This is a genomic window from Thermogemmatispora aurantia, assembly GCF_008974285.1.
Classification (GTDB): domain Bacteria; phylum Chloroflexota; class Ktedonobacteria; order Ktedonobacterales; family Ktedonobacteraceae; genus Thermogemmatispora; species Thermogemmatispora aurantia.
Window position 1 is genome coordinate 318868 of sequence record NZ_BKZV01000001.1, and the last position, 20960, is coordinate 339827.

General features: G+C 59.3%; 17 protein-coding genes. 11 read left to right on the forward strand and 6 right to left on the reverse strand.

Annotated elements, in window-relative coordinates:
* Positions 1 to 83 precede the first annotated feature (83 nt).
* Together mftC and mftB are read right to left on the reverse strand one after the other, a co-directional pair.
* Positions 84 to 1316 carry a mycofactocin radical SAM maturase gene (mftC, locus tag KTAU_RS01225; protein ID WP_151726663.1) on the reverse strand — a complete coding sequence of 411 codons (1233 nt, stop codon included), beginning with the start codon at positions 1314 to 1316 and terminating at the stop codon, positions 84 to 86.
* Positions 1317 to 1421: 105 nt separating this feature from the next.
* On the reverse strand, positions 1422 to 1751 hold the full coding sequence (gene mftB, locus KTAU_RS01230; RefSeq protein ID WP_151726664.1) for a mycofactocin biosynthesis chaperone MftB: 330 nt from the start codon (positions 1749 to 1751) through the stop codon (positions 1422 to 1424).
* Between the two features lie 386 nt (positions 1752 to 2137).
* Between mftB and KTAU_RS01235 the strand changes: the two genes are divergently transcribed.
* The 4 genes from KTAU_RS01235 (at position 2138) to KTAU_RS01250 (ending at position 5956) form a co-directional block, all read left to right on the forward strand.
* On the forward strand, positions 2138 to 3772 hold the full coding sequence (locus KTAU_RS01235; protein ID WP_151726665.1) for a peptidoglycan D,D-transpeptidase FtsI family protein: 1635 nt from the start codon (positions 2138 to 2140) through the stop codon (positions 3770 to 3772).
* A 293-nt stretch (positions 3773 to 4065) separates the two neighbouring features.
* Positions 4066 to 4284: a mycofactocin precursor MftA gene (mftA, locus tag KTAU_RS01240; RefSeq protein ID WP_151726666.1), complete on the forward strand. Its 219-nt coding sequence runs from the start codon at positions 4066 to 4068 to the stop codon at positions 4282 to 4284.
* Positions 4262 to 5128 (forward strand): mycofactocin-coupled SDR family oxidoreductase, encoded by an 867-nt coding sequence (locus KTAU_RS01245; protein ID WP_151726667.1) that lies wholly within the window; start codon positions 4262 to 4264, stop codon positions 5126 to 5128. The genes mftA and KTAU_RS01245 overlap by 23 nt, the downstream gene beginning before the upstream one ends.
* A gap of 369 nt (positions 5129 to 5497) precedes the next feature.
* Complete coding sequence (locus KTAU_RS01250; protein WP_069801965.1) at positions 5498 to 5956, forward strand: DIP1984 family protein; 459 nt, start codon at positions 5498 to 5500, stop codon at positions 5954 to 5956.
* Between the two features lie 371 nt (positions 5957 to 6327).
* Here the strand turns inward: KTAU_RS01250 and KTAU_RS01255 are convergent, their stop codons facing one another.
* The gene (locus tag KTAU_RS01255; RefSeq protein WP_228026272.1) at positions 6328 to 7296 is read right to left on the reverse strand and encodes a VOC family protein; all 969 of its coding nucleotides are present in this window, start codon (positions 7294 to 7296) and stop codon (positions 6328 to 6330) included.
* Positions 7297 to 7725: 429 nt separating this feature from the next.
* On the opposite strand from KTAU_RS01255, the gene KTAU_RS01260 reads away from it, so the two are divergent.
* The 4 genes from KTAU_RS01260 to KTAU_RS01275 all read left to right on the forward strand — a co-directional run bounded on the left by KTAU_RS01260 (position 7726) and on the right by KTAU_RS01275 (position 12683).
* Positions 7726 to 8832, forward strand: a complete 1107-nt coding sequence (locus KTAU_RS01260; RefSeq protein ID WP_151726668.1) for a Zn-dependent alcohol dehydrogenase — start codon at positions 7726 to 7728, stop codon at positions 8830 to 8832.
* A gap of 389 nt (positions 8833 to 9221) precedes the next feature.
* Positions 9222 to 10385 carry a thiolase family protein gene (locus KTAU_RS01265; RefSeq protein WP_151726669.1) on the forward strand — a complete coding sequence of 388 codons (1164 nt, stop codon included), beginning with the start codon at positions 9222 to 9224 and terminating at the stop codon, positions 10383 to 10385.
* Positions 10386 to 10388: 3 nt separating this feature from the next.
* Positions 10389 to 11495 (forward strand): acyl-CoA dehydrogenase family protein, encoded by a 1107-nt coding sequence (locus KTAU_RS01270; protein WP_151726670.1) that lies wholly within the window; start codon positions 10389 to 10391, stop codon positions 11493 to 11495.
* Positions 11496 to 11501: 6 nt separating this feature from the next.
* The gene (locus tag KTAU_RS01275) at positions 11502 to 12683 is read left to right on the forward strand and encodes an acyl-CoA dehydrogenase family protein (RefSeq protein ID WP_151726671.1); all 1182 of its coding nucleotides are present in this window, start codon (positions 11502 to 11504) and stop codon (positions 12681 to 12683) included.
* Between the two features lie 367 nt (positions 12684 to 13050).
* Here the strand turns inward: KTAU_RS01275 and KTAU_RS01280 are convergent, their stop codons facing one another.
* Positions 13051 to 13251: a hypothetical protein gene (locus KTAU_RS01280; RefSeq protein WP_112427862.1), complete on the reverse strand. Its 201-nt coding sequence runs from the start codon at positions 13249 to 13251 to the stop codon at positions 13051 to 13053.
* Between the two features lie 707 nt (positions 13252 to 13958).
* Positions 13959 to 14336: a hypothetical protein gene (locus KTAU_RS01285; protein WP_151726672.1), complete on the reverse strand. Its 378-nt coding sequence runs from the start codon at positions 14334 to 14336 to the stop codon at positions 13959 to 13961.
* 602 nt (positions 14337 to 14938) lie between these two features.
* Here KTAU_RS01285 and KTAU_RS01290 point away from each other — a divergent pair.
* Positions 14939 to 15337 carry a ComF family protein gene (locus tag KTAU_RS01290; RefSeq protein ID WP_151726673.1) on the forward strand — a complete coding sequence of 133 codons (399 nt, stop codon included), beginning with the start codon at positions 14939 to 14941 and terminating at the stop codon, positions 15335 to 15337.
* Here the strand turns inward: KTAU_RS01290 and KTAU_RS01295 are convergent.
* The gene (locus tag KTAU_RS01295; RefSeq protein WP_151726674.1) at positions 15324 to 16211 is read right to left on the reverse strand and encodes a fibronectin type III domain-containing protein; all 888 of its coding nucleotides are present in this window, start codon (positions 16209 to 16211) and stop codon (positions 15324 to 15326) included. The genes KTAU_RS01290 and KTAU_RS01295 overlap by 14 nt on opposite strands.
* 726 nt (positions 16212 to 16937) lie before the next feature.
* Between KTAU_RS01295 and KTAU_RS01300 the strand changes: the two genes are divergently transcribed.
* Both KTAU_RS01300 and KTAU_RS01305 read left to right on the forward strand, forming a co-directional pair.
* Complete coding sequence (locus KTAU_RS01300) at positions 16938 to 19523, forward strand: glycoside hydrolase family 48 protein (RefSeq protein ID WP_151726675.1); 2586 nt, start codon at positions 16938 to 16940, stop codon at positions 19521 to 19523.
* A gap of 120 nt (positions 19524 to 19643) precedes the next feature.
* A complete protein-coding gene (locus tag KTAU_RS01305; RefSeq protein WP_151726676.1) occupies positions 19644 to 20909 on the forward strand; it encodes a hypothetical protein in 1266 nt (421 codons plus the stop codon).
* Positions 20910 to 20960 lie beyond the last annotated feature (51 nt).

Sequence of the window (20960 nt, forward strand, 5' to 3'; positions counted from 1 at the left end):
TGGCAACGTTTCTTGAATGTCCTGTCCCTCATGCTCGTTTCTCATGATCTTCCGACTACTATAGCGCTGTTATTACCTTTTATCTATTCTTGCCGCAGGAGAGCGTCCTCCTGCATGGCCACCGACGAGCACGGGGCTTCAGGCGAAGCGTGCAATGGATCAACAGGACTACCAGCGAGCACACACTCGGGATCACGCACCTGCAGGCTGCGCTGGACGAACCACTTGGTGGCCGGGCAACCACCGTGACAGAGGTCATAGTGCACACAGCCGCCACAGGAGCCAGCCCCCATTTGGCGGTAGAAGGCAAAGACCGGCGAGTGCCGCCAGATCTCACGAAAACTCTGTTCATGCAGATTGCCGGCCTCGAACTCGGGCGTCTGGAAAAAGGCACAGGGATAGACCTCGCCTTCGGGGCAGATACAGCAGGTCGCCGTCGCTGCACCACACATATCCAGCCCTGCCAGACGCTCGCCGAAAGCATTCAAGTGGAAAAACGAATCGGCAGTCAGCACATCGGGATGCTCCCGCAACCAGGCCACGAAGCTGCGATACTGCTCACGCGTGGGATGTAGCTCTTCCCATACGGCGCGCCCACGACCAGAAGGGCGCAGGCGCGTTACGCGCAGCTTGGCGCCAAAGTCGCCGGCAATCGCATAGAGACGATCCAATTCGGGGAAGCTATAACGCGTCAGGACACTATTGACGGTTAAACTCAGGCCCTCGGCAGCCAGACGCTCCAGGCCACGCATGGCTCGCCGAAACGCATCTTGCCCCCGAATGCGATCATTGGTCTCAGGGGTGGCACCGTCCAGGCTGACCTGAAAATAAATCGGCTCCAGAGCAGCCAGGCGTTGAGCGCGCTCAGGAGTGATCAGCGTGCCATTCGTGCTGACGCACATCACCAGGTCACGCTCGCGGCAGCGCTCCAGCACGCGCCAGATGCCCGGATACATGAACGGCTCGCCGCCCCCAAAGTGGATCTGGAAGACCTGCATCTCGGCCAGCTCATCGACCACGGCCAGTGCCTGCTCTGTCGTCAGCTCACGCGGACGGCGTTTCCCCGAGGAGGAGAGGCAATGCACGCAAGTCAGATTGCAGGCAGCCGTGATCTCCCAGGTGACCGTGATTGGCGCCGAGAGTCCCCCTCGCAGGAAACGCTGCGAGCCGCTGGTCTGCGCAGGCAAGAGCGGGTCACCAGTCTCGGCAAAAGCAGCTCTGGCCAGAGGATGAAGAGCGCCAGACTCCGCCTCCGCCCGCCTCTGGTCCCCCATCCACTGGTGGCGACGCCCATGAAACTGTACGAATTGGATCATGCCTTTCTGCTCCTTCTTCTACGAGTGCTCCGCTTGGCGGCCCATGGCCGTCCTGGCCCGCCGTAGAGAGGCCGGGTCCTAGACAACCATCGCGCATTGCTCACTCTACTCAGCCGCCGTCTCCTCAGGAGCTGGCCCAGCTACCACCTCGGCCTCTAGATAGCCGCGTTTCCGCAGCTCATCGAGTGCCGTCAAGAGGCGGGCCTTAGCTCCTGCGGAAGAGACTTGCTGTTCGATGGCCGCACTGAGATCGCCAGCAAACTGCTCTCGCGCTAAGAGGAGCAGATCAATCAGACGTGGAGAATTGACGAATGAGAGCGTTCCCCGATCAGCACAGCCATACTTATAGAGGATGCCGCCAAAGGCCTCGCGCCGAATCTTGACCTCCGGTAGCAGACGATAGCGGTAGCCCGCCGAATGTGCTGTCATGGTCATAGCAGTCCTTCTTTCTACCTGGTGGTCAGGCAGACAGGCAGCCTGTCTACTGCGAAGGCAGGGGCCAGGTGACCCCTAGTGTCCCAATTCCAAAGCCAGCTTGCTTACCGCGCGAGCGGACGCAGCGAGAACGGTATACAGAGGAAGCATACTCAGAGATCTATCCCAGAGTCAAGGGCGCCAGTCTGAAGCGTTAGATACTGTAGGGGAGAGAGCGCGAGACCCCGTCCACAGCTCCCCCTTGTTAGCTAGAACACTTGGCAGACATGACACCGCGTGCTACACTTGCCTGGATCTTACCTAACAGCAAGCAAGATCGATAGAAGAGACACAACAGGCAAGAGAGCACAAAAACTGTTCCGAGACAGACGCAAGGATCGAACGTCATGAATATCAATTCGGCCATACGCCGTCTCAACCAGATCTTCATCGTGCTCTTCCTCGGGCTGAGTCTTGGGCTTGTCTACTGGCAAGTGGCAGTCGCGCAACAGGTCACTTCGAATATTCATAATATTCGCCAGTGCATGAAAGACCATGCCCCGGTACGTGGCAAGATCTATGACCGCAACGGGGTACTGCTGGCCGAGTCCAAGCCGATTGATCCCAACAACCCTTTTAAGGGGGTGCTTTGCGGCTACCAGCGCCATTACTATCTGGATGGCATGCCCTCGCTCGCCAACTTGATTGGCTTCTATATCAGCCCCCTCTTTAACTCGACAGGAATCGAGCACGCCTTTGACGACTACCTGAGCGGGCGGGCCGGTTTAACGGAACTGACCAACAATCTTAACCTGATCCTCCACCGCCCTCCCGTGGGTGATAATATCTACTTGACGATCGATACGCGCATTCAGAAGATTGTCGAGCGCGATTTTGACAAGTATGCGCCAAGCTACAACCCACCTGTGCCAGAACTTAAGATCGATAACGATAACGTTTTTGCCACCAACCGCGGCGCGGTGATCGTCACCGATCCTCATACGGGGGAGATTCTGGCCATGGTGACGCGTCCGACATACGATAGCAACCGCGTGGCCGCTGGCGACCTGGCATATTATAACCAGCTCTTGCGCAATCCAGATGCGCCGCTACTAGAGCGTCCCGTCCAGGGTCAGTATGTGCCCGGTTCAGTCTACAAGGCGATGACCTTGCTGGCGGCGCTGGACACCGGCACCTACCAGTTGAATACGCCTTCGTTTGACTACCAGCATGCAGTCGGACCAGTGACGATCGGTGGCGAGGTCTTCGCTCCCCAGCTGAGCAATATCTACCACGTCAGCTATGCACGCACGTTCCCGGTGAGCATGAATATGGGCTTCTCTCACTCGGATAACGTGATGTTCGCCGTTATCGGCTCTAAGCTGGGGGCAGATACCTGGCTGGAATACAATAAACGCTTCTACGTAGGCCAGGATATCCCCTTCGACTTACCTGTTGCCCGGAGTTCGGTTCTTCCACCTAACGGGCAACTGCCCCCAAACTTGCTGGCAGAGAACTCCTTTGGTCAGGGCGTGGATCTCGTGACGCCGATGCTCATTTCATTGATCGATGACGCAATCGCCAACAATGGTGTGCTGATGCGCCCGATGCTGGTCTCACGTATTCAGGCACCAGATGGCACTATCATCAAGTCGATGTCTCCTCAGACGCTGAGTACGCCGGTTTCAGAGCAGACAGCCGCCTCCGCCCGTGAAGCAATGTACGGCGTGGTGCGCTGCGGCTCGGGATCGGTGATTCCCGAACTCTATAACTCTCCCTGGAATATTATTGCGAAGACCGGCACCGGCCAGGTGGGTGGCGGCAAGGCCGCCCATGGCTGGCTGATGACCCAGGCTCCTTACCAGGACCCGCGCTTGACTATTGTAAGCATGCGCGAGAATGCTGGCGAGGGTGCCAACGTCAATGGTCCAGCAGTGGCAGCGATGTATAACGACATTTACACCAGCGTGCTGAAACTGCAGCAACCGGCTCCCGCCGACCCCTCGGTGCCGTACTGCGCACAACACGGCCTGTGGACCTAGTCATGGCTTAGATCTTGTCGGCTTTAGGCTCCACGCCTGGTAGGATGCCGATGCTCCTGACCAGGCGTGGAGCCTCTTTCTTTATCGACCGAGGGGTCTCTTCGGGCAGATCCCTCCTGCGTTTGCTTGCCTGGCCTTGTCAGCCGCTCTCAAGGATGATATTCTTGAATAAGACTGGCATGAGCCAGTCGAGAAGAGAAAGAGAGGCCACTACCAGGTGTCTGGAGCTTTCGCTCCCCTTGCCCTGGCCGCGGCGCTTCATCAGGCTAGCCCTAGAAGGAGCAACAGCAAGCATGGAGTTCCTCTTTGAGCATGATCGTCGATACTTCTCCGCAGAAGAGCAGTCTGCCTGCAGGCAGACAGAGCCAGCGCCGGCCTTTTCGCTGGAAGGCGAGCAGGCTATAGGGGCTGCGTCAGAGAGAGAGGCAGAGCTGGCCGAGGACGAGGAGGAGTTTGAAGAGGAGCTGATTATCGAGGACTTCACGATCGATGGCATCTGCGGAGTCTACTAATCTAGCAGCTAGAGCGCGCTTTGCTGATCGCGTGGTCCTGATCACCGGTGCAGCGCGTGGCCAGGGTCGCGCGCATGCCCTGGCTTTCGCTCGTGAAGGAGCGCGCCTGGTAATCTGCGATACTGACCGGCAATATCGCACGGTTCCTTATTCGCTGGCCAGCCCCGAGGAGCTGGCCGCTGTGGCCAGGGAGATTGAGGCCCTGGGACGCCCAGTGATCGCCGCTCAGGTGGATGTGACCAACCTCCCGGCTATGGAGGCCCTGGCCGAACGCGCGCGCCGCGAGCTGGGACCGATCGATGTGGTGGTAGCCAATGCCGGACTCTACTCCTTCGCTTTAAGCTGGCAGATGACCGAAGAGCAGTGGGACGAGACTGTCAATGTCGATCTCAAGGGGGTCTGGATTACCTGCAAGGTGGCTATTCCTCAGATGCTGGAGCGGCGCCAGGGGAAAATTATCTGTATCGGCTCAACTGCCAGCTTTAAGGGAATGGATCACCTGGCTCACTATGTGGCCGCCAAGCATGGTGTCATCGGGCTGGTAAAGACGCTGGCACGCGAGCTGGCTCCCTACAATATCAATGTCAATGCCGTCTGCCCCACCAGTGTGGCTACCTCCATGTGCCTCAACCAGGCACTCTATGACCTCTTCGCCGGCGGCCCCGGCCCTCAAGCTACGTACGAGCACATGGTCAGCCAGATGAACCAGATGAATCTCTTTAGCGATCGTAATCTGCTGCCACCCGAGGATGTCAGCGCCGCTGTACTCTGGTTAGCCTCCGATGAGGCACGCCACTTAACGGGCTGCGCCCTGCCCGTTGATGCCGGCTATCTGACTCGCTAGCCGCGCGCCCACCATTCTTCTTCTCTTGTCCTTCCCCCACTATTGCCTTTGGCCCCTCTCTAAAGCGCTTTGCCTCTTTTCAGAGAGCGGCCCGGCAGAGAGATGTGTAATCACTCTGGCTCTCCCCTTACCGAATATACTGCTTGCTTAGCATATTGACAGATAGAGAATTGTATACTATCATAGCAGCGTAATCAGCGGTCATAATTTCAGTATGCTAGAACCGATCGTTTTCCAGCATGGTAGGAACAGGCTCATTTCAGGTGTTATGCTGGGCGGTCATAATTTCAGTATGCTAGAACCGATCGTTTTCCAGCATGGTAGGAACAGGCTCATTTCAGGTGTTATGCTGGCAGGAAAGGAATTTCTATGAAGCTCGCAGAGGCGCTCGTGTTGCGCGCCGACATGAAAAAGCAGCTCAACCAACTGCGTAATCGCCTCAAGAGGAGCGCAATCGTTCAGGAAGGGGATCAACCGCCCGAGAAGCCCGAGGCGCTGCTGCACGAGGTCGAGGAGATTCTTCAGCAGTACCGCCAGCTCATGGTTCGCATCAACCGTACCAACCTGGAAAGCAGGTTACCGGATGGCCGGACCTTGACCGAGGCAATGGCCGAGCGGGATGTGCTTGATCTGCAACATAGCATCCTCAGCGATCTGGCAGCCACAGCCTCCGAGCGCTTTGATCGCTATGGGCGGGCAGAGATCCGTCGGCTGCCAACGGTAGACACCGCAGCCATTTACCGCCAGCTTGACCGCATCGCCCGCCAGCGCCGCGAGCTGGATACGGCAATCCAGGCGACAAACTGGGCTGTCGATCTGCTGGAATGAGCGAGAGCGCTCCGTCGGTCCGTTTCCTGACGGAGCGGAGGGAACAGGGTACCTCTCTCACTGGCAGAGAGAGACCCAGCAGGAAAGGCAGAGCCTTGGGCACGGCCCGCAGGATATATAGCTTTCTTAGCTGGTAGCGAGCGAATCTTCGGCAGCGAACACGAAGGCGGCAACGGCCTGAAGCGTTGCAAGCAGCTCGTCACTGCTAGCCCCTAGGCAGGCTTTTGGGTACTGTTACGCCCGGACTGCGCACAAGGGTACCGCGAACAGCACAGCGTGCACTACCACGTGTTGGGCCGAAGTCCGCTGGCGAGGGTGGGTCAGGGGACCCCTGCGGGCCGCGCCAGCTCTCTCAACCCGGCCAGGAGCGCTTAGGGAAGCCAGCCCGGTAGCTCGTCAGGCTGACGCTTTCCTTCAGGCATGAGCAGTAAAAGATGATTCCAGGGATCGCGGACAGCGATCGTCTCCTTGTGAGATACAAAGGGCCAGCGCGCCTGCTCTAGACGCTCGGAGATACGTTCGACGTCCTGCTGGGCCGGCAGTTCAATGGAGAAGAGACGCAAGCCCAGGCTACCTTCAGGCGGTGGGGGCGCTCCATGACTCTCCCAGGTATTCAGGCCAAGGTGATGATGATAGCCGCCAGCCGAGACGAAGAGCGCCCCAGGCATGCGCGCGGTAATCGCAAAGCCGAGTAGTTGATGATAAAAGTGCTCCGCCTGGCGCAGGTCAGCCACTCGCAGATGCACATGACCAATGGTGGTGCCAGCCGGCAGTCCTCTCCAGGGCTGCCTCTCTAACTCTGCTCGCCCTTCAGTAAGCATGGCCCTCACATCAATGGGATCAGTGGCCATCGCCACCTGCCCGCTCTGCCAACGCCAGGTTTCGCGAGGACGATCACGATAGATTTCGATGCCGTTGCCTTCAGGATCGGAGAGATAGAGCGCCTCACTGACAAGGTGGTCCGCATAGCCCCCCAGGGGGTAACGACTGGCCGCTAGCTGAGCCAGCGAGCGCGCTAAGGCTGGTCGCGAGGGGACCAGAATAGCGAAGTGGTAGAGGCCAGTGCTCCAGGACGGCGGTCGCGGGGCCTCAGCCTGCTCAATCAAGAGCAGCAGCGGCTGCTTCTTCATGGTCGGCTCTTCTGTCTGACCCGCCATATCAGCCGCTCCTAGCCAGATCTGCTGCTCACTTCGGTCAATCAGTTGAAAACCAAGGACCTCTTCGTAGAAACGCCGTTCCCGCTCCAGATCGGCTACCGTCAGGGCAACTAGGCCGATGTGCGTGCTGGCGGGCAGCATATCTGCTGCATTGATAGGGGTGTTCTCTTGCTGCTCTTTCATCGCTGCTGCACGGCCCTAAGCTGCTGCGCCGTGCCCTCCTTTCCTTGCTGACCAACTACACTACTACACCCGCTGTTACACAGGGGCCATCATCAGCATGTAGAAAGGGTCCTTCCCCACGCTCTCCCTCATGGCCGCTCTTCTCTTCTCTCCTTACTTACAAAAAGTAAGAGAGGAACATGATAGTATACAACATGGCAAGGCTGGGCGCAAGGCTAGCAGACCGAGTTTATCACGGGGTTTATCGCCGGGTTTGTTGTGAGTAGACAAAGAGCGGCCATTTTATTGCACCAGAGCGACATTGTAGAACAAGCATCCTTTCCAGTATACTTATGGATGATCGTATTTGTCGCTGACTTGGGCAGCCAGTCCGGGCGCCGCGTCGGCCCGGGGCTCTCAGCGTTCGCAAGAGAAGAGAGGACTTCAACGATGAAAACCAGAACCGCCGTCATCTACGAACCTGGTACCCCCATCCGCGTTGAAGAGATCGAACTTGACCCGCCCAAAGAGCAGGAAGTGCTCGTACGCATGGTAGCCGCTGGCGTCTGCCATTCCGATTACCACGTGGTCAAAGGGGACCTGCCAGCCTACTTACCAATGGCTCTCGGACATGAAGGGGCTGGCATCGTCGAGCAGGTCGGTCCTGGCGTCAGCGACCTGAAGCCGGGCGACCACGTTCTCATGAGCTTCATTCCCGCCTGCGGCAGCTGTCCCTCCTGTGTTTCCGGGCACAGCAACCTCTGCGACAAGGGGGCAGGCACGCTGAGCGGTCCTTTGCTGGACGGCACCTTTCGCATGCATGGCGAAAAAGGCGATATTGGCCAGTTCTGCTACATCGGCAGTTTCAGCGAATACACCGTTGTGCCCGTTATGTCGGTGGTCAAGATCGCCGATTACTATCCCCTGAGCCGGGCCGTGCTTGTGAGCTGCGGCGTCCCCACTGGCGTCGGCTCCGTCATCCATCGAGCCCGCGTCACCCCCGGCAGCACCGTTATGGTCATCGGCTGCGGCGGCATCGGCATGAACATCGTGCAGGGAGCGGCCATCGCCGGGGCACGCATGATCATCGCGGTCGATATCCACGATTTCAAGCTGGAGAAGGCCAAAGAGTTCGGCGCCACCCACACTATCAATTCCAGCCAGGAAGACCCCGTCAATAAGGCCCTGGAATTGACCTGGGGCGTCGGCGTCGACTATGCCTTCGAAGCGATCGCCACACCGGAGACCATTGCCCAGGCCTTCAATGCTACCGCCAAGAATGGGACCGTGGTAGTGGCTGGCCTCTCGCCTTTTCTGGCCCAAGCCATTCCTATCTCGCCGCTCAATCTAGTCCTCTACCAGAAGACCCTCATGGGTACCCTCTTCGGCGATTCGCAGCCGCGCAACGACATTCCTATGCTGCTGCGCATGTACGAGAGCGGCAAGATCAAGCTCGATGAACTGGTGACGCGAACCTACAAGCTGGACCAGATCAATGAAGCCTACGACGATCTGCTCGCCGGGCGGAACATTCGAGGCGTGATTGAGTTCAGCTAGTCTGCCTTTACTTGCGGCTTCCTGACCCAGCTGACCCGCCTGCTGGCAGAAGTTTACCTGGAGGACAAAACTGGCTCTGTATCCTTCTCCTTAACGCCGAGGAGGATGCAGAGCCACGCCATGCTGAATTAGCTATCCCCTTCCTTTGCAGCAAGAGAGAGCCAACACTTGCGTACGGCTCCTCGCCTGCCACGCTCTGTCAGGTAGCTAACTACCCCGGACAGGGTTCAGTCTGTTGTTAGCTGGCTACTAGTAAAAATTCGCACCAATCACGTACAATAACTCCAGTGGAGGCGTGATTGTCTGTCCCGACTGCCGCCGTCAGAGACGACTGCCCCGCGAGCGGGCAGCGGGCGAGAGACGAGGCAGCAAGCAAAGGAGCAAGGACCATGAAGCACCAGGAAGCTGTCATTGTTGCAGCGGTTCGCACACCCATTGGCATCGGCAAGCCTGACAGAGGGAAGCTCACCGGCATCCGCCCCGACGAGCTGGCCGCTATGACTCTGGCCGAAGTTGTGCGCCGGGCCGGCATCGAGAAAGGGCTTGTCGAGGACGTGATCATGGGCTGCGTGACCCAGATCGGTGAGCAAGGCCTCAATATAGGGCGAGTCGCCCCCCTCATCGCCGACTTTCCCGTCGAGACCTGCGGTGTCAGTGTGAATCGCATGTGCGGTTCCAGCGAGCAGGCTATTCACTTTGCCGCCCAGGCCATTATCTCCGGCACTATCGACGTCGCCATTGCCGCCGGCGTTGAGAGCATGAGCCGCGTTCCAATGGGTTCGGACAAGGCCGGCGCCAGCTTTAGCGAGAAGCTCATCGCGCGCTACCCGTTGGTACCCCAGGGCATTTCTGCCGAGCTGGTAGCAGAGAAGTGGCACATCACACGCGAAGAGGCCGACGCCTTCTCGTTAGAGAGCCACCGCCGTGCAGCCGCTGCCACGGCAGAAGGACGCTTTAAGCCGGAGATTATGCCGATCGAGGTGACCCTGCCCGACGGCAGCCGCGAAGTCATGATCAGCGACCAGGGTATTCGCCCCAATACTTCGCTAGAGCAACTCGCTGCCCTTAAGACCGTCTTTAAGCCCGATGGGATCATTACCGCGGGTAACTCCAGCCAGATCAGCGATGGCGCTGCTGCTGTTCTCTTGATGTCCGACAGCAAGGCCCAGGAGCTGGGACTCAAACCCCTGGCGCGCATTGTGGCGATGGCGACAGCTGGCGTCGATCCTGTGCTGATGCTCAGCGGCCCCATCCCCGCCACCCGGAAGGTCCTCAAGAAGGCCGGGCTCCGTCTGGCCGATATCGATCTCGTAGAAATCAACGAGGCCTTCGCTTCTGTACCGCTGGCCTGGGCTCGCGAGCTTGATCCCGATATGAGCCGCGTCAACGTCAACGGCGGAGCCATCGCCCTGGGTCATCCCCTGGGCGCCAGCGGCGCTCGTCTGATGACAACGCTCGTCCACGAGCTGCAGCGCCGCGGCGGACGCTACGGTCTGCAGACCATGTGTATCGGTCACGGCATGGCGACAGCCACGATCATTGAAAGGATCTAGCCTATGCTCGATTTCGCCCCCACCGAAGAGCAGGAGGAGATTCGCAAGCTCGCTCAGAGCATCGCCCTTGATCATCTGCGGCCCCATGCCCGCAAGGCCGAGACAGAACGTGACAGTCCTAATGAGCTGCGGCTGACTCTGGCCCAAACTGGCCTGACGACTCCCTTCCCCGAGGAATATGGGGGATCTGGCCCCCTGGAAGCTGTGACCTATAGCCTGATCGCCGAGGAGCTGGCCTACGGCGACCCGGGGCTGGCGCTCAATATCGTCGGCTCCCTGATGGGGCCGCTCACGGTCTGGCTGGCCGGCAGTCGCGAGCAACAGGAGCGCTACCTGCCCCCCTTTGGCAATTCTACCAGCGGCTACTTGCAGCGTGGCAGCCTGGCTTTCGCCGAGCGCACCGGTGGCTATACCCTGGCAGATATCCATTTGCAAGCGCGTCGTACCAGTGATGGCTATCTCCTTAACGGCACTAAGCGCGACGTTGTGCATGGTCAGCACGCAGATCTGCGCGTGGTCCTGGCACGCCTAGCCGAGCATGAGAGCGAGAGCGCCGAGGGCAAACTCTGCGCCTTCGTGCTTTCCGACGCTCAGGAGGGACTGAGCATTCAGGCCGAAGAGGAGAAGCTGGGGTTGCAGGCTGCTCCCAGCGCCACCTATCTCTTCAACCAGGTTCAGCTGCCAGCCGAGGCCCTGCTTGGGGAAGCAGGCAGTAGCGGCGTTGTGCGCGCTGCGACCCTCTATCAGATCTTGCGCGCCGCTATTGCCTGCGGCACCGCGCGCGCCGCCTTCGAATATTGCTCGGCCTACGCTCGCGAACGCATCGCCTTCGGGCGCCCGATTGTCTCTTACCAGGGCATCGCCTTCATTATCGCCGAGATGGCCATGAAGCTCGATGCTGCTCGCCTCCTTACCTGGCGTGCCGCTTGCTCGTGGGATCGCGGCGAAGCTGATGAGACGCTAATCTACGAGGCAGAGTGTGCCCAACGGCAGGCTGTCAAAATGGCTCAAGCGGCCACAACGGATGCGATTCAAGTCATGGGTGGAGCTGGTTTTATGCAGGACCACCCCGCCGAAATGTGGATGCGTGATGCTGCTGCGATGGAGTGATGTCCCATGATCGATTTTACTCTGAGTAAAGCGCAACAGGCGGCCCGTGACTACGCCCACCAGGTGGCCCTGGAGGAGATGCGTCCGCTCTCGCTGGAATGCGACCGCACCGAAGAGATCCCTGAGTCGTTTTTCTGGAACATGCAGCGCCGTTACTGGGGTGGTGCTGCCGCTCAAGCACGGGCCTACGGCCAGGATGAAGGCGTCAGACAGGAGAACCTGCTGAGTGTCATCTCACAGGAAGAAATGGCCTGGGGTGATGCGGCTCTGGCCACGGCTATTCCCGGGCCAGGTCTGGCGGCTCCGCCGATTCTATCGCAGGGTACCCCCGAGCAGCAGGCGCGCTTCCTGAGCATCTATATGGATGGCCAGCTTCACTGGGGCGCCCTGGCCCTGACCGAGCCAGGCATCGGCTCCGATGTAGCTGGCATGTCGACCACCGCCGTGCTCGACGGCGATGAGTGGGTCATTAACGGCCATAAGCACTATATCACCAATGGCGCCCGTGCCGACCTGATCGTGACCTTCGCCACGATTGATAAGAGCCTGGGGCGCGAGGGCATCCGTCCTTTCGTGGTTCCCAAAGGCACGCCGGGCCTGATCGTGGGTCGCATTGAGAAGAAGATGGGTCTGCGCGCCTCCCAGACGGCAGAACTCATTTTTGACAATTGCCGCATTCCCAAAGAGAACTTGCTCGCGGGACGCGGCGAGAGGAAAGCGGGCTTCAAAGCCGCAATGGGCACACTCGACGCTACCAGGCCAATGGTGGGTGCCCTGGCGGTGGGCATCGCTCGCGCGGCTTACGAGGCGGCTTGCGAGTGGCTACGCGAGGAGCTGCCCGCCGGCTATCCTCCACACAAGCGGCGCGCCTGGGAGGAGGAGCTAAAGGAGCTAGGCCAAGAGATCGAGATGGCCCGTTTCCTGGTCTGGCGTGCCGCCTGGATGGCCGATCGCCGCATTCCTAACTCAAAAGAGGCTTCCATGAGCAAGGCTTATGCCGGCGCTTTGGTCATGAAAGCCACGGCCACCGCGGTGCGCATCACCGCTCCTGGCGAGGAGAGCGAGCGGAAATTGCTGATCCAGAAGTGGTTCCGCGACGCTAAGGTCTTCGATATCTTCGAGGGCACTGCCCAGATTCAGCGCCTGGTCATCGCCCGGCGCCTCTTCCCCAACATCGATATTCCTTAGTAAGCTGGGAAAGGAAGGGAGGAAGGCGGGCCTCGGGCTGTTGAATGGCTGATCAGCTAGCGGCCTTGCCCGCCTCCTCTCGCCGTCGTGCGGCTCCAGTGGCCAGCAGTAGGCAAAAAAAACGGCACTGTCGAAAGCCTTCGATGCTGTGCGATCCGGCCCCCGTCCTGGCCCGCGGTTGGTCTGGAAAGGTGGGAACCCGCGAGAGCAGCTTCCTGCGCTCTCCCCCAGTGCATTGCCCACCATCCCCCTTCGTGCTCATGGGTCCCTTCTTTCTCTCCCACCTCGTCCAGGGTCAGCTGGCCAGCGCTCAGTTTCCCCGCACTGACCGGGCCGAGGCCCTCCGACATGTGCCGCCTTGTTGACCTTAGCGCGTGGCTTCTTCCTCGTCGAACTGCTCTTCTTCGTCCGACAGGTCAAGCATTTCTTCGTCAAGCCACTCGTCCAGGTCGCGATAGTCGCGCTTGACGAGGCGACGCCGCCCCTCAAGTTCGCGCTCACGTTCCCGCTTGAATTTGAAGCGGGAGCGCTTCATGTCGACGCGCTTGTCACGCAGCTTTCCTCGCACGCTCTCACCTCCTCTCTACACGGGATTGGCACAGCATTGAACCAGGCACCACCGGACAGAGGCCTCAGCGTGACATCCCTGCAACGCACAAACCTCTCCGTCAGCGCAGGCCGCTTCATCTTGTGTACAGAGTGCATTCCAGATCAGAACAAAGAGCTAACCTGGTAAGGATCGGAGCAGAGGAATCGTGCAGCATGGTAAATGCCAGGCCCATACCGTCCTCACATCATCAGAGCAGCGAATCCTTCCCTTCCTGGAGGAGAACTGAAGACACGACGGGAGAAAACACAGGGGAAGCCAGCAGCCGACATCTACTTCCTCGGTCTGCCAGGCTCTGTCGTCGATAGGAGGGAACCTTTATCATTGTCGCACCCTCACGAGGGTTGTCTTCCGTAGAGTAGACCTCCTCGTAGGCGTCACTCCTGCGCATGGTTCCTGCACTGGACTGAGAAATAAGCATAAAAGTCTGAGAATGAGTGTACCTACAGGACCACTAAAAGTCAAGAGCCTCTTCGCCGTTCTTTCCTTTCCATCCTGTCAGTTCAGCCCGCCGCTCTCTGTCTACCTCAGCCAGTGGCCAAGACGGTGGGTGGGGAGAGGAAGGCGTCCAGTCCAGCACCATCCAGGCGGGAAACACGCCAGGCTCCGCTGGCCTCCGCGGCCAGCGCGATAGGGAGCGTGCTCCCGCCCTTCTGTCTCAGTGCGGCTCAGGTGCGATAGTTCCAGCTATCCGTCAGAAAGATTTTTAGCAGCCCGCGGGCGATCAAGGCCGCGATCACCACCTCGATTACAATCATCGTGATCCATAGCCAGGCCAGAGGAATCCCCTGGTGAGCCGCCGCGGATTCCGTATTAAAGGAAGTCGTCACCAGCAGAGTGATTAAGAGCACTAGAGGCACCAAGAAAAGGGCCACCGAAGCCAGAATAACGAAGGCCGGAATGGCAATGCGCCACCAGCCAGAATCCTGCAGGCTCTCCGTCTTCGCCGTGCCAAAGGCATGGCGCTCTTCCGTTGGCTGCCCCCTCGTTCCCGTGGGCTGGGTGCCAGCGCCTGTGGTGGCAGCCTGCTGTTCCTGTGCGCTCATCGAGAAACCCCTCTTTCCATAAGGCGTGATGATGGCTGGTTTCAGTATACCATATCACCGCCCCAAGACCGTCGCATTACACCGCCCGTTTCTTGCGCAATCCAGCCCGAGAGATTATCCTCCCTCTCGTGGGCCACATAGCCAGCACTCAAGGGAATAGCCAATAATAACCCATCGTCAACAGGTCCAGCCGCTGGCTTTAGGCTCAGTCAGGGCCTGGGCCCGGCTCTGCCCTTGATAACCATGAGCCAGACCAGTCTCATTGTATCCAGAAAGGAGGGGTTCCCCTGAAGAGAAGACTGCGCTTTACGCATTGGGCGGAGCACCTGCTCGATCTACTCTTTCCTCCATGCTGCGCCGGCTGCACCAGTAGAGGCAGCCTGCTCTGTCCCGCCTGCCTGCGCGCGATCGCTCGCTTACAGGAGCAGCGCTGCGCGCGTTGTGCCCTGCCATGTCGCGGCGCTACCTGCCGGCGTTGCCGTTTCTCCAGTTCCAGCCTGTACACCCTGCAGGCCGTCGCTCTTTACGAGGAGCCGCTGCGGACCTGTATCCAGCATCTGAAATATCGAGGGATCACACGCCTGGCCCAGCCTCTAGGAAATATGCTTGCCGCTTGCTATCGCCGCTACCATCTGCGCGCCGACCTCGTAATCGCTGTACCGCTGCACGCCGAGCGCGAGCGCCTGCGCGGCTACAACCATGCCCGCCTTCTGGCCGACGTCTGCGCGCACGAGCTGGGGCTTCCTTGTGCCCATCCGCTGCTACAACGGGTGCGGGCCACTGCCGCTCAGGCCGGCCTCTCCAGCAGCGAGCGTCGGCAGAACGTGGTTGGCGCCTTCCAGTGCCAACCCCAGTGGAGCGCCCTCCCACTTTCAGGCAGCACCATCCTGCTGATTGATGACGTCTGCACGACAGGGGCAACGCTGGAAGCCTGTACTACAGCGCTTCTTCAGAGAGGGGCAGGCAGAGTGCAGGCCCTCGTCCTGGCTACCCCTGACTAGCCTGGCCAGGAATGGCCACTACAATGGCCCCCGGGTTCTCGACACCCGTTGGTCCGACAGAGAAAATCGCATAGGTGATGCCCTTCATTGAATGGAGATTCTGGCGCGCGAGCGAGGAGCTGTCAGTGTAAGAGGTCCCTTTCACCGTGGCCAGCAACTGAAACTGCTGATCGACATCAGAGATTTGCCGATAGACTTCATAGGCCACCGCATGTTGACCAGTCTGCCAGGTCAAAACGATGGCCCCATCCGCCCCAAAATGATAGCTGCCGTTTCTGGGGGCTGCTGGAATCTCTGAGGCTGTAATCCATCGGATGCGCGCATTGAAAGTTACAACGACATCGCTGGCATTGGCGTTGATGAAAGCCGAAGGGTTGTAGTACTGCTCGTAGTGGACCGTGAACTGCTCTTTGAACAAGGTCCCTTCAAAGGTAATGGAGACAGTACCGGCCTGTGAATCAACATTCTGGCTATAGGTGATCTGCACTCCCCCATTGGCAGCTCGCTCAAGATGGGCACTGACAGGCGAGACACCAGGGCTGTAGACTTTCATGTTGCTGTTACTGTCGATTACGAAGAGCAGATGGCGCAACTCCTCGGTGATTTCAGCGCGAATGGTCCCATCATCAAGGGGAGTGACATCGCTGTCGCTGATGACGACCCCCCGGGCAAGGGTGAACTGTAGAGGAAGAACCAGCACAAAGTTGCCAGGCACATGCAGGTCCGCCCCATCCCAGACCGGCGCTGGCGGGGCTGTAGCCTCAATACCAGCAGTCGCCGTGCTGGTGACGGCCCCAACGGTTGCGGTAGCTATAACCTCCTGCGAAGCGGTCGTACCCTGCTGGCCAGCAGAATTAGCACACGCCGCAGTCACGAGCAGGAGACCCAGAGCCAGCCCGGCAACTACAAGCCTAAGTGTTCGCCAGCAAGATATCCGGCAAACGGTCATTTGTCGCTCATCTACTTTTTGAAACATTTTACTGGCTATATTCACTATCCGCACTGCGAGAGAAAATAGCTCCGGGAGGAGGAGGCCGTTCCGTTCACCGATGAACAGCCCTGGAACAGAGAGTACTATACCTGAGAGGTGGACCCCCTGCCAGAGCAGTTACTAGACAGCTACTAAACAGACCGGGGCAGCGCAGACGATGCCTTTTTCTTCCCCCACAGGCAACCCCAGCCTTGCGCACGGATGGCGCGCTTACTATCTGTTCACAGGCTGCCTAGTAGCTGCCGTTGTCCCAATCTGGCTTGCCCCCTACAATAAGGGTACTACCAGTTGACCTTCGAGTTGTTTGCCTTTTTTAAGCAACGTTTCCGTAACCGGTCACGTAAGCGGTTGCGAGAAGGCGAGCAGGAACAGGCAAACGAGACGGAAGAGCAGAGAGGTCAAGAGAGGCCCACTGGCCTCGTCAGAAGGTGAAAGGAGGTGAGAGCGAGCAGGTATGCTGCTCGGAGCTGTTCCGAAGGGAACGGCCCTGCTCCCGTCCCGGAGAACGAGCAGAAGGCAGCGCTGCATACCGTATCTTGCGAGCAAGAGGGCAGCAAGGAGACCTGCCATTGAAGATTGCCGACGCAGTCTGATAGCAAGGAGGTTAGTGTGAATCGTAAAAGGATTTTGCGCACCGCGTCGCTGGCGCTGGTGATGCTCGCCCTCCTAGCTGGAGGAGTACTGGGCTTGCAGCAGTTATCAGTTACGCGAGCGGCCAACCAGAGCGCCAGTGCTGCCCAAGCCACATCGGTCTACACGCAACGCTTTCTGACGCTCTATAACGAGATCAAGAACCCGGCGAACGGTTACTTCAGCTCGCTGGGAATTCCCTATCACTCAGTAGAGACTCTGATCGTTGAGGCCCCTGACTACGGGCACGAGACGACCTCTGAGACCTTCAGCTTCTGGATCTGGCTGGAGGCGACCTATGGCGAGGTGACGGGCAACTGGCAGCCCTTCATCAACGCCTGGCAGACAATGGATAAGTATATGATTCCGGCGCATTCGGACCAGCCGACCAACAGTGGCTACAACCCCAGTAGCCCTGCTCAGTATGCTCCGGAGTCGCCTAACATCACTGATTACCCGACCCAGCTCGATCCGAGCGTGCCAGTTGGGCAGGACCCACTTTTCAACGAGCTGCAGCAGACCTACGGCACGCCTGACATCTACGGCATGCCATGGCTGCTCGACACTGATAACTGGTACGGCTACGGCCACTGCGGCGACGGCACGACCAAGCCTTCCTTTATCAACTCCTATCAGCGCGGCTCGTCGGAGTCGGTTTGGAACACGGTCGTTCACCCCGAGTGTGAGACCTTCACCTGGGGCAGCAACGACGGTACCGGCTTCTTGAGTCTTTTCAATAAGCCAGCCCCTGGCGGCAGCTATCAGCAACAGTGGCGCTACACCGACGCGCCTGACGCCGATGCACGTACTGTGCAGGCCGCTTACTGGGCCTACACCTGGGCTAGTGCGCAGGGCCAGGAGAGCACAATCGCGCCAGAGATCGCAGAAGCTGCCAAGATGGGCGACTATCTGCGTTATAGCCTGTTCGACAAGTACTTTAAGACGATGGGCTGCCAGAGCCCAAGCTGCCCAGCAGGCACTGGCAAGAACAGCGCTACTTATCTGCTTGGATGGTACTACGCCTGGGGCGGTGCCCTGCCCTCGGCTGGTAATTGGGCCTGGCGTATCGGCTCCAGCTCGGCTCACCAGGGCTATCAAAACCCGCTGGCCGCCTGGGCACTGAGCAACGTCCCTGCGCTTGAGCCAAAGTCGCCGACTGCCCCGAGCGACTGGGCAACTAGCCTGCAGCGACAACTGCAATTCTACGAGTGGCTCCAGTCCGCTGAGGGTGCTATTGCAGGCGGTGCGACGAACAGCTGGAATGGCAATTACAGCGCTCCACCTGCCGGTGATCCGACATTCTACGGCATGGCCTACGACTGGGAGCCGGTCTATCATAATCCTCCCAGCAATAACTGGTTCGGCTACCAGGCCTGGTCGATGGAGCGTCTGGCTGAGTACTACTATGTGACCGGCGACGCAACGGCCAAGTCGATCCTCGATAAGTGGGTCGCCTGGGCCAAGTCGGTGACAACGGTCAACTCGAACGGCACCTACTCGATCCCCTCGACCCTGAACTGGAGCGGTCAGCCCTCGCAGAACTGGACAGCAAACTCAACGCCGGTGCCCAACACGAACCTCCACGTGACAGTGGTCGATACGACTACCGACGTGGGCGTGACGGCAGCGCTGGCCAAGACCCTGCTCTTCTACGCCGCGAAGTCGGGTGATACCTCTTCGCGCACACTGGCCCAGACGCTGCTGGACGATATGTGGAACGACTACTCGGATAGCATCGGTATCTCCAATCCCGAGACTCGCACTGACTATAGCAACTTCAATGCTTCTGCGTACATTCCTGCTGGTTGGACCGGCAAGAATGCTCAGGGCGCGACGTTGAACTCGTCGACGACCTTCTTGACCGAGCGCCCGAAGTATACACAGGACCCGAACTGGCCCAAGGTGCAGGCTTACCTGAACGGTGGCCCCGCTCCTACGTTCAACTACCATCGCTTCTGGGCGCAGGCCGATATCGCAATGGCGATGGCCGACGTGGACATCCTCTTCCCGCCCTCTTCTTCGGGTACGCCCACGCCGACCGCGACGGCCACTAGCACACCAGGAGCGACGCCGACGGCTACCAGCACACCAACGGCCACTCCAACCCCACAGCCTACCGTGACCCCAACGGCGACGGCCACCAGCACTCCGACGCCTACCCCGACGCCACGACCTACCGTGACGCCTACCCCGAGTCCGACTCCAAGTCCGACTCCAAGTCCGACGCCTACGGCGGGCCTGAGCTGTCGGGTGCAATACGTGATCACGGGCCAGTGGCCGGGCGGCTTTGGCGCGATGATCAATATCACGAATACGGGGACGACGACGATCAACGGCTGGACGTTGCAGTTTAGTTTCCCGAATGGGCAGACGGTGACGCAGGGCTGGAACGGGAGCTTTAGCCAGTCGGGGAGCACGGTGACAGTGACGAACCTGTCCTACAATGGGACGATCCCGCCGGGGACGACGCTGAGCAATGCGCCGGGCTTCAACGGGACGTGGACAGGGACGAACTCGCCGCCGACCTCCTTTACGCTCAACGGCGTAACCTGTAGTACCAGTTGAGCTACAGCTGTATCAGCCTGCTTGAAGCCAAGGATCGGTGAGGTGAAGGCGGCGGAGTGCTCCGCCGCCTTCATCCATTTTTAAAGTCAACAATTCATTCGAAACGCAGGAGTTCAAGGCATGATGGGAGAACAACACACACCACCTTACCCGTCCTATGCACCTCATACCCCTCCCCCTTCGCCAGATAACAGGATGCCCACAGAGGAAAAGCAAGCACCACGACGCGACCCGCGAGGCCGCGTCAAGCTCCTCACCGTCTTGTTTCTGGTAGTCTGCCTTCTCGCTGGCGGCGCCTTCTTCCTGCTACAGAGCTGGCACGGCTCCGGTTCCGTATCTGGCGGGCAGAACGCTGCACAGGCACCAGTCAGGCCCTGGTGCGCCTCTCCACAAGGACTGTCCACCAACTTCACCGGCTTTGGCATTACAGGCCTCTCTACTCATGATGTCTGGAGCATCGGCGCAGGCATCATGCACTGGGATGGCAAAAAGTGGAGCGTCTCTTTCCGTCCGCTCTCGGCCCAGCTCGATCTGCGCAGCATCGACGAGATCGCCCCAGATAATATCTGGGCTGTGGGCGAGCAATTGACGAACGGCCTCGCCTCCCATGCCATAACAGTCCATTACGATGGCAAGAGCTGGAGTGTCGTAACTGCCCCTGACGGCGCACCCAACGGCAAGAATACCCTGGTAGCTGTCTCAGGAACCGCCAGTGATAACATTTGGGCCGTGGGTTTCCAGGTGCCTGCCCGAGGACCGCTCAGCTCACTGATTGAGCACTGGGACGGCAAGCGCTGGACCATTGTCAAGCATCCCGAGCCAGTGAGCGGTCTCCAGTTCACCAGCGTCAAGGCCCTGGCGAGCAACGATGTCTGGGCGGTAGGTTACGGCAGCCTGATCCGCGGGGGCAAGAGCGTGAATCAGCCTGTGATCGAGCATTGGAACGGCCAGACCTGGAATCCAGTGGCGAGCCCCGATCTGACTCCCTCCGGTGGTGGCATGCTTTATGCGATCGATGGGAGCAACAGCAGCAACCTGTGGGCAGTAGGCAGCGCCAGCCAGCGCCTGCTGAGCGAGCATTGGGACGGCCAGAGTTGGAAGATCGTCGATACTCCAGCTGTACCCCCTGACAACAGCAACTGGCTGGCCAGCGTGGCCGTCAGCAGCTCTGGCAGCGTCTGGGTCGTCGGGCGCGTCCGTGAGGGCAGTAATGCCTTCCAGCCATTCATTGCTCATTGGGATGGGCATCAGTGGCAGATGCTCCAGGATACGGCGGACAACGCCGGCGAACTTGACCAGATTGCCCAGATCGATGGCCAGTATTGGATCGTTGGTATTCCACGCAGCAACGGCGGCCACGCCTTTATCCACGTGCTCTGTCCCTGATGCACCGTCAGGACAGGGCCAGGAAAGGGCGAGGCACTGGCAGAGGATGCC

Excerpts from the sequence above, each read along its gene's own strand:
- KTAU_RS01250 (WP_069801965.1), top strand. The coding sequence starts at position 5,498 with ATGAAGCTCGCAGAGGCGCTCGTGTTGCGCGCCGACATGAAAAAGCAG.
- KTAU_RS01275 (WP_151726671.1), top strand. The coding sequence starts at position 11,502 with ATGATCGATTTTACTCTGAGTAAAGCGCAACAGGCGGCCCGTGACTAC.
- mftC (WP_151726663.1), bottom strand. The coding sequence starts at position 1,316 with ATGATCCAATTCGTACAGTTTCATGGGCGTCGCCACCAGTGGATGGGG.
- KTAU_RS01305 (WP_151726676.1), top strand. The coding sequence starts at position 19,644 with ATGATGGGAGAACAACACACACCACCTTACCCGTCCTATGCACCTCAT.
- KTAU_RS01255 (WP_228026272.1), bottom strand. The coding sequence starts at position 7,296 with ATGAAAGAGCAGCAAGAGAACACCCCTATCAATGCAGCAGATATGCTG.
- KTAU_RS01265 (WP_151726669.1), top strand. The coding sequence starts at position 9,222 with ATGAAGCACCAGGAAGCTGTCATTGTTGCAGCGGTTCGCACACCCATT.
- KTAU_RS01245 (WP_151726667.1), top strand. The coding sequence starts at position 4,262 with ATGGCATCTGCGGAGTCTACTAATCTAGCAGCTAGAGCGCGCTTTGCT.
- mftA (WP_151726666.1), top strand. The coding sequence starts at position 4,066 with ATGGAGTTCCTCTTTGAGCATGATCGTCGATACTTCTCCGCAGAAGAG.
- KTAU_RS01235 (WP_151726665.1), top strand. The coding sequence starts at position 2,138 with ATGAATATCAATTCGGCCATACGCCGTCTCAACCAGATCTTCATCGTG.
- KTAU_RS01270 (WP_151726670.1), top strand. The coding sequence starts at position 10,389 with ATGCTCGATTTCGCCCCCACCGAAGAGCAGGAGGAGATTCGCAAGCTC.
- KTAU_RS01285 (WP_151726672.1), bottom strand. The coding sequence starts at position 14,336 with ATGAGCGCACAGGAACAGCAGGCTGCCACCACAGGCGCTGGCACCCAG.
- KTAU_RS01290 (WP_151726673.1), top strand. The coding sequence starts at position 14,939 with ATGCTTGCCGCTTGCTATCGCCGCTACCATCTGCGCGCCGACCTCGTA.
- KTAU_RS01260 (WP_151726668.1), top strand. The coding sequence starts at position 7,726 with ATGAAAACCAGAACCGCCGTCATCTACGAACCTGGTACCCCCATCCGC.
- mftB (WP_151726664.1), bottom strand. The coding sequence starts at position 1,751 with ATGACCATGACAGCACATTCGGCGGGCTACCGCTATCGTCTGCTACCG.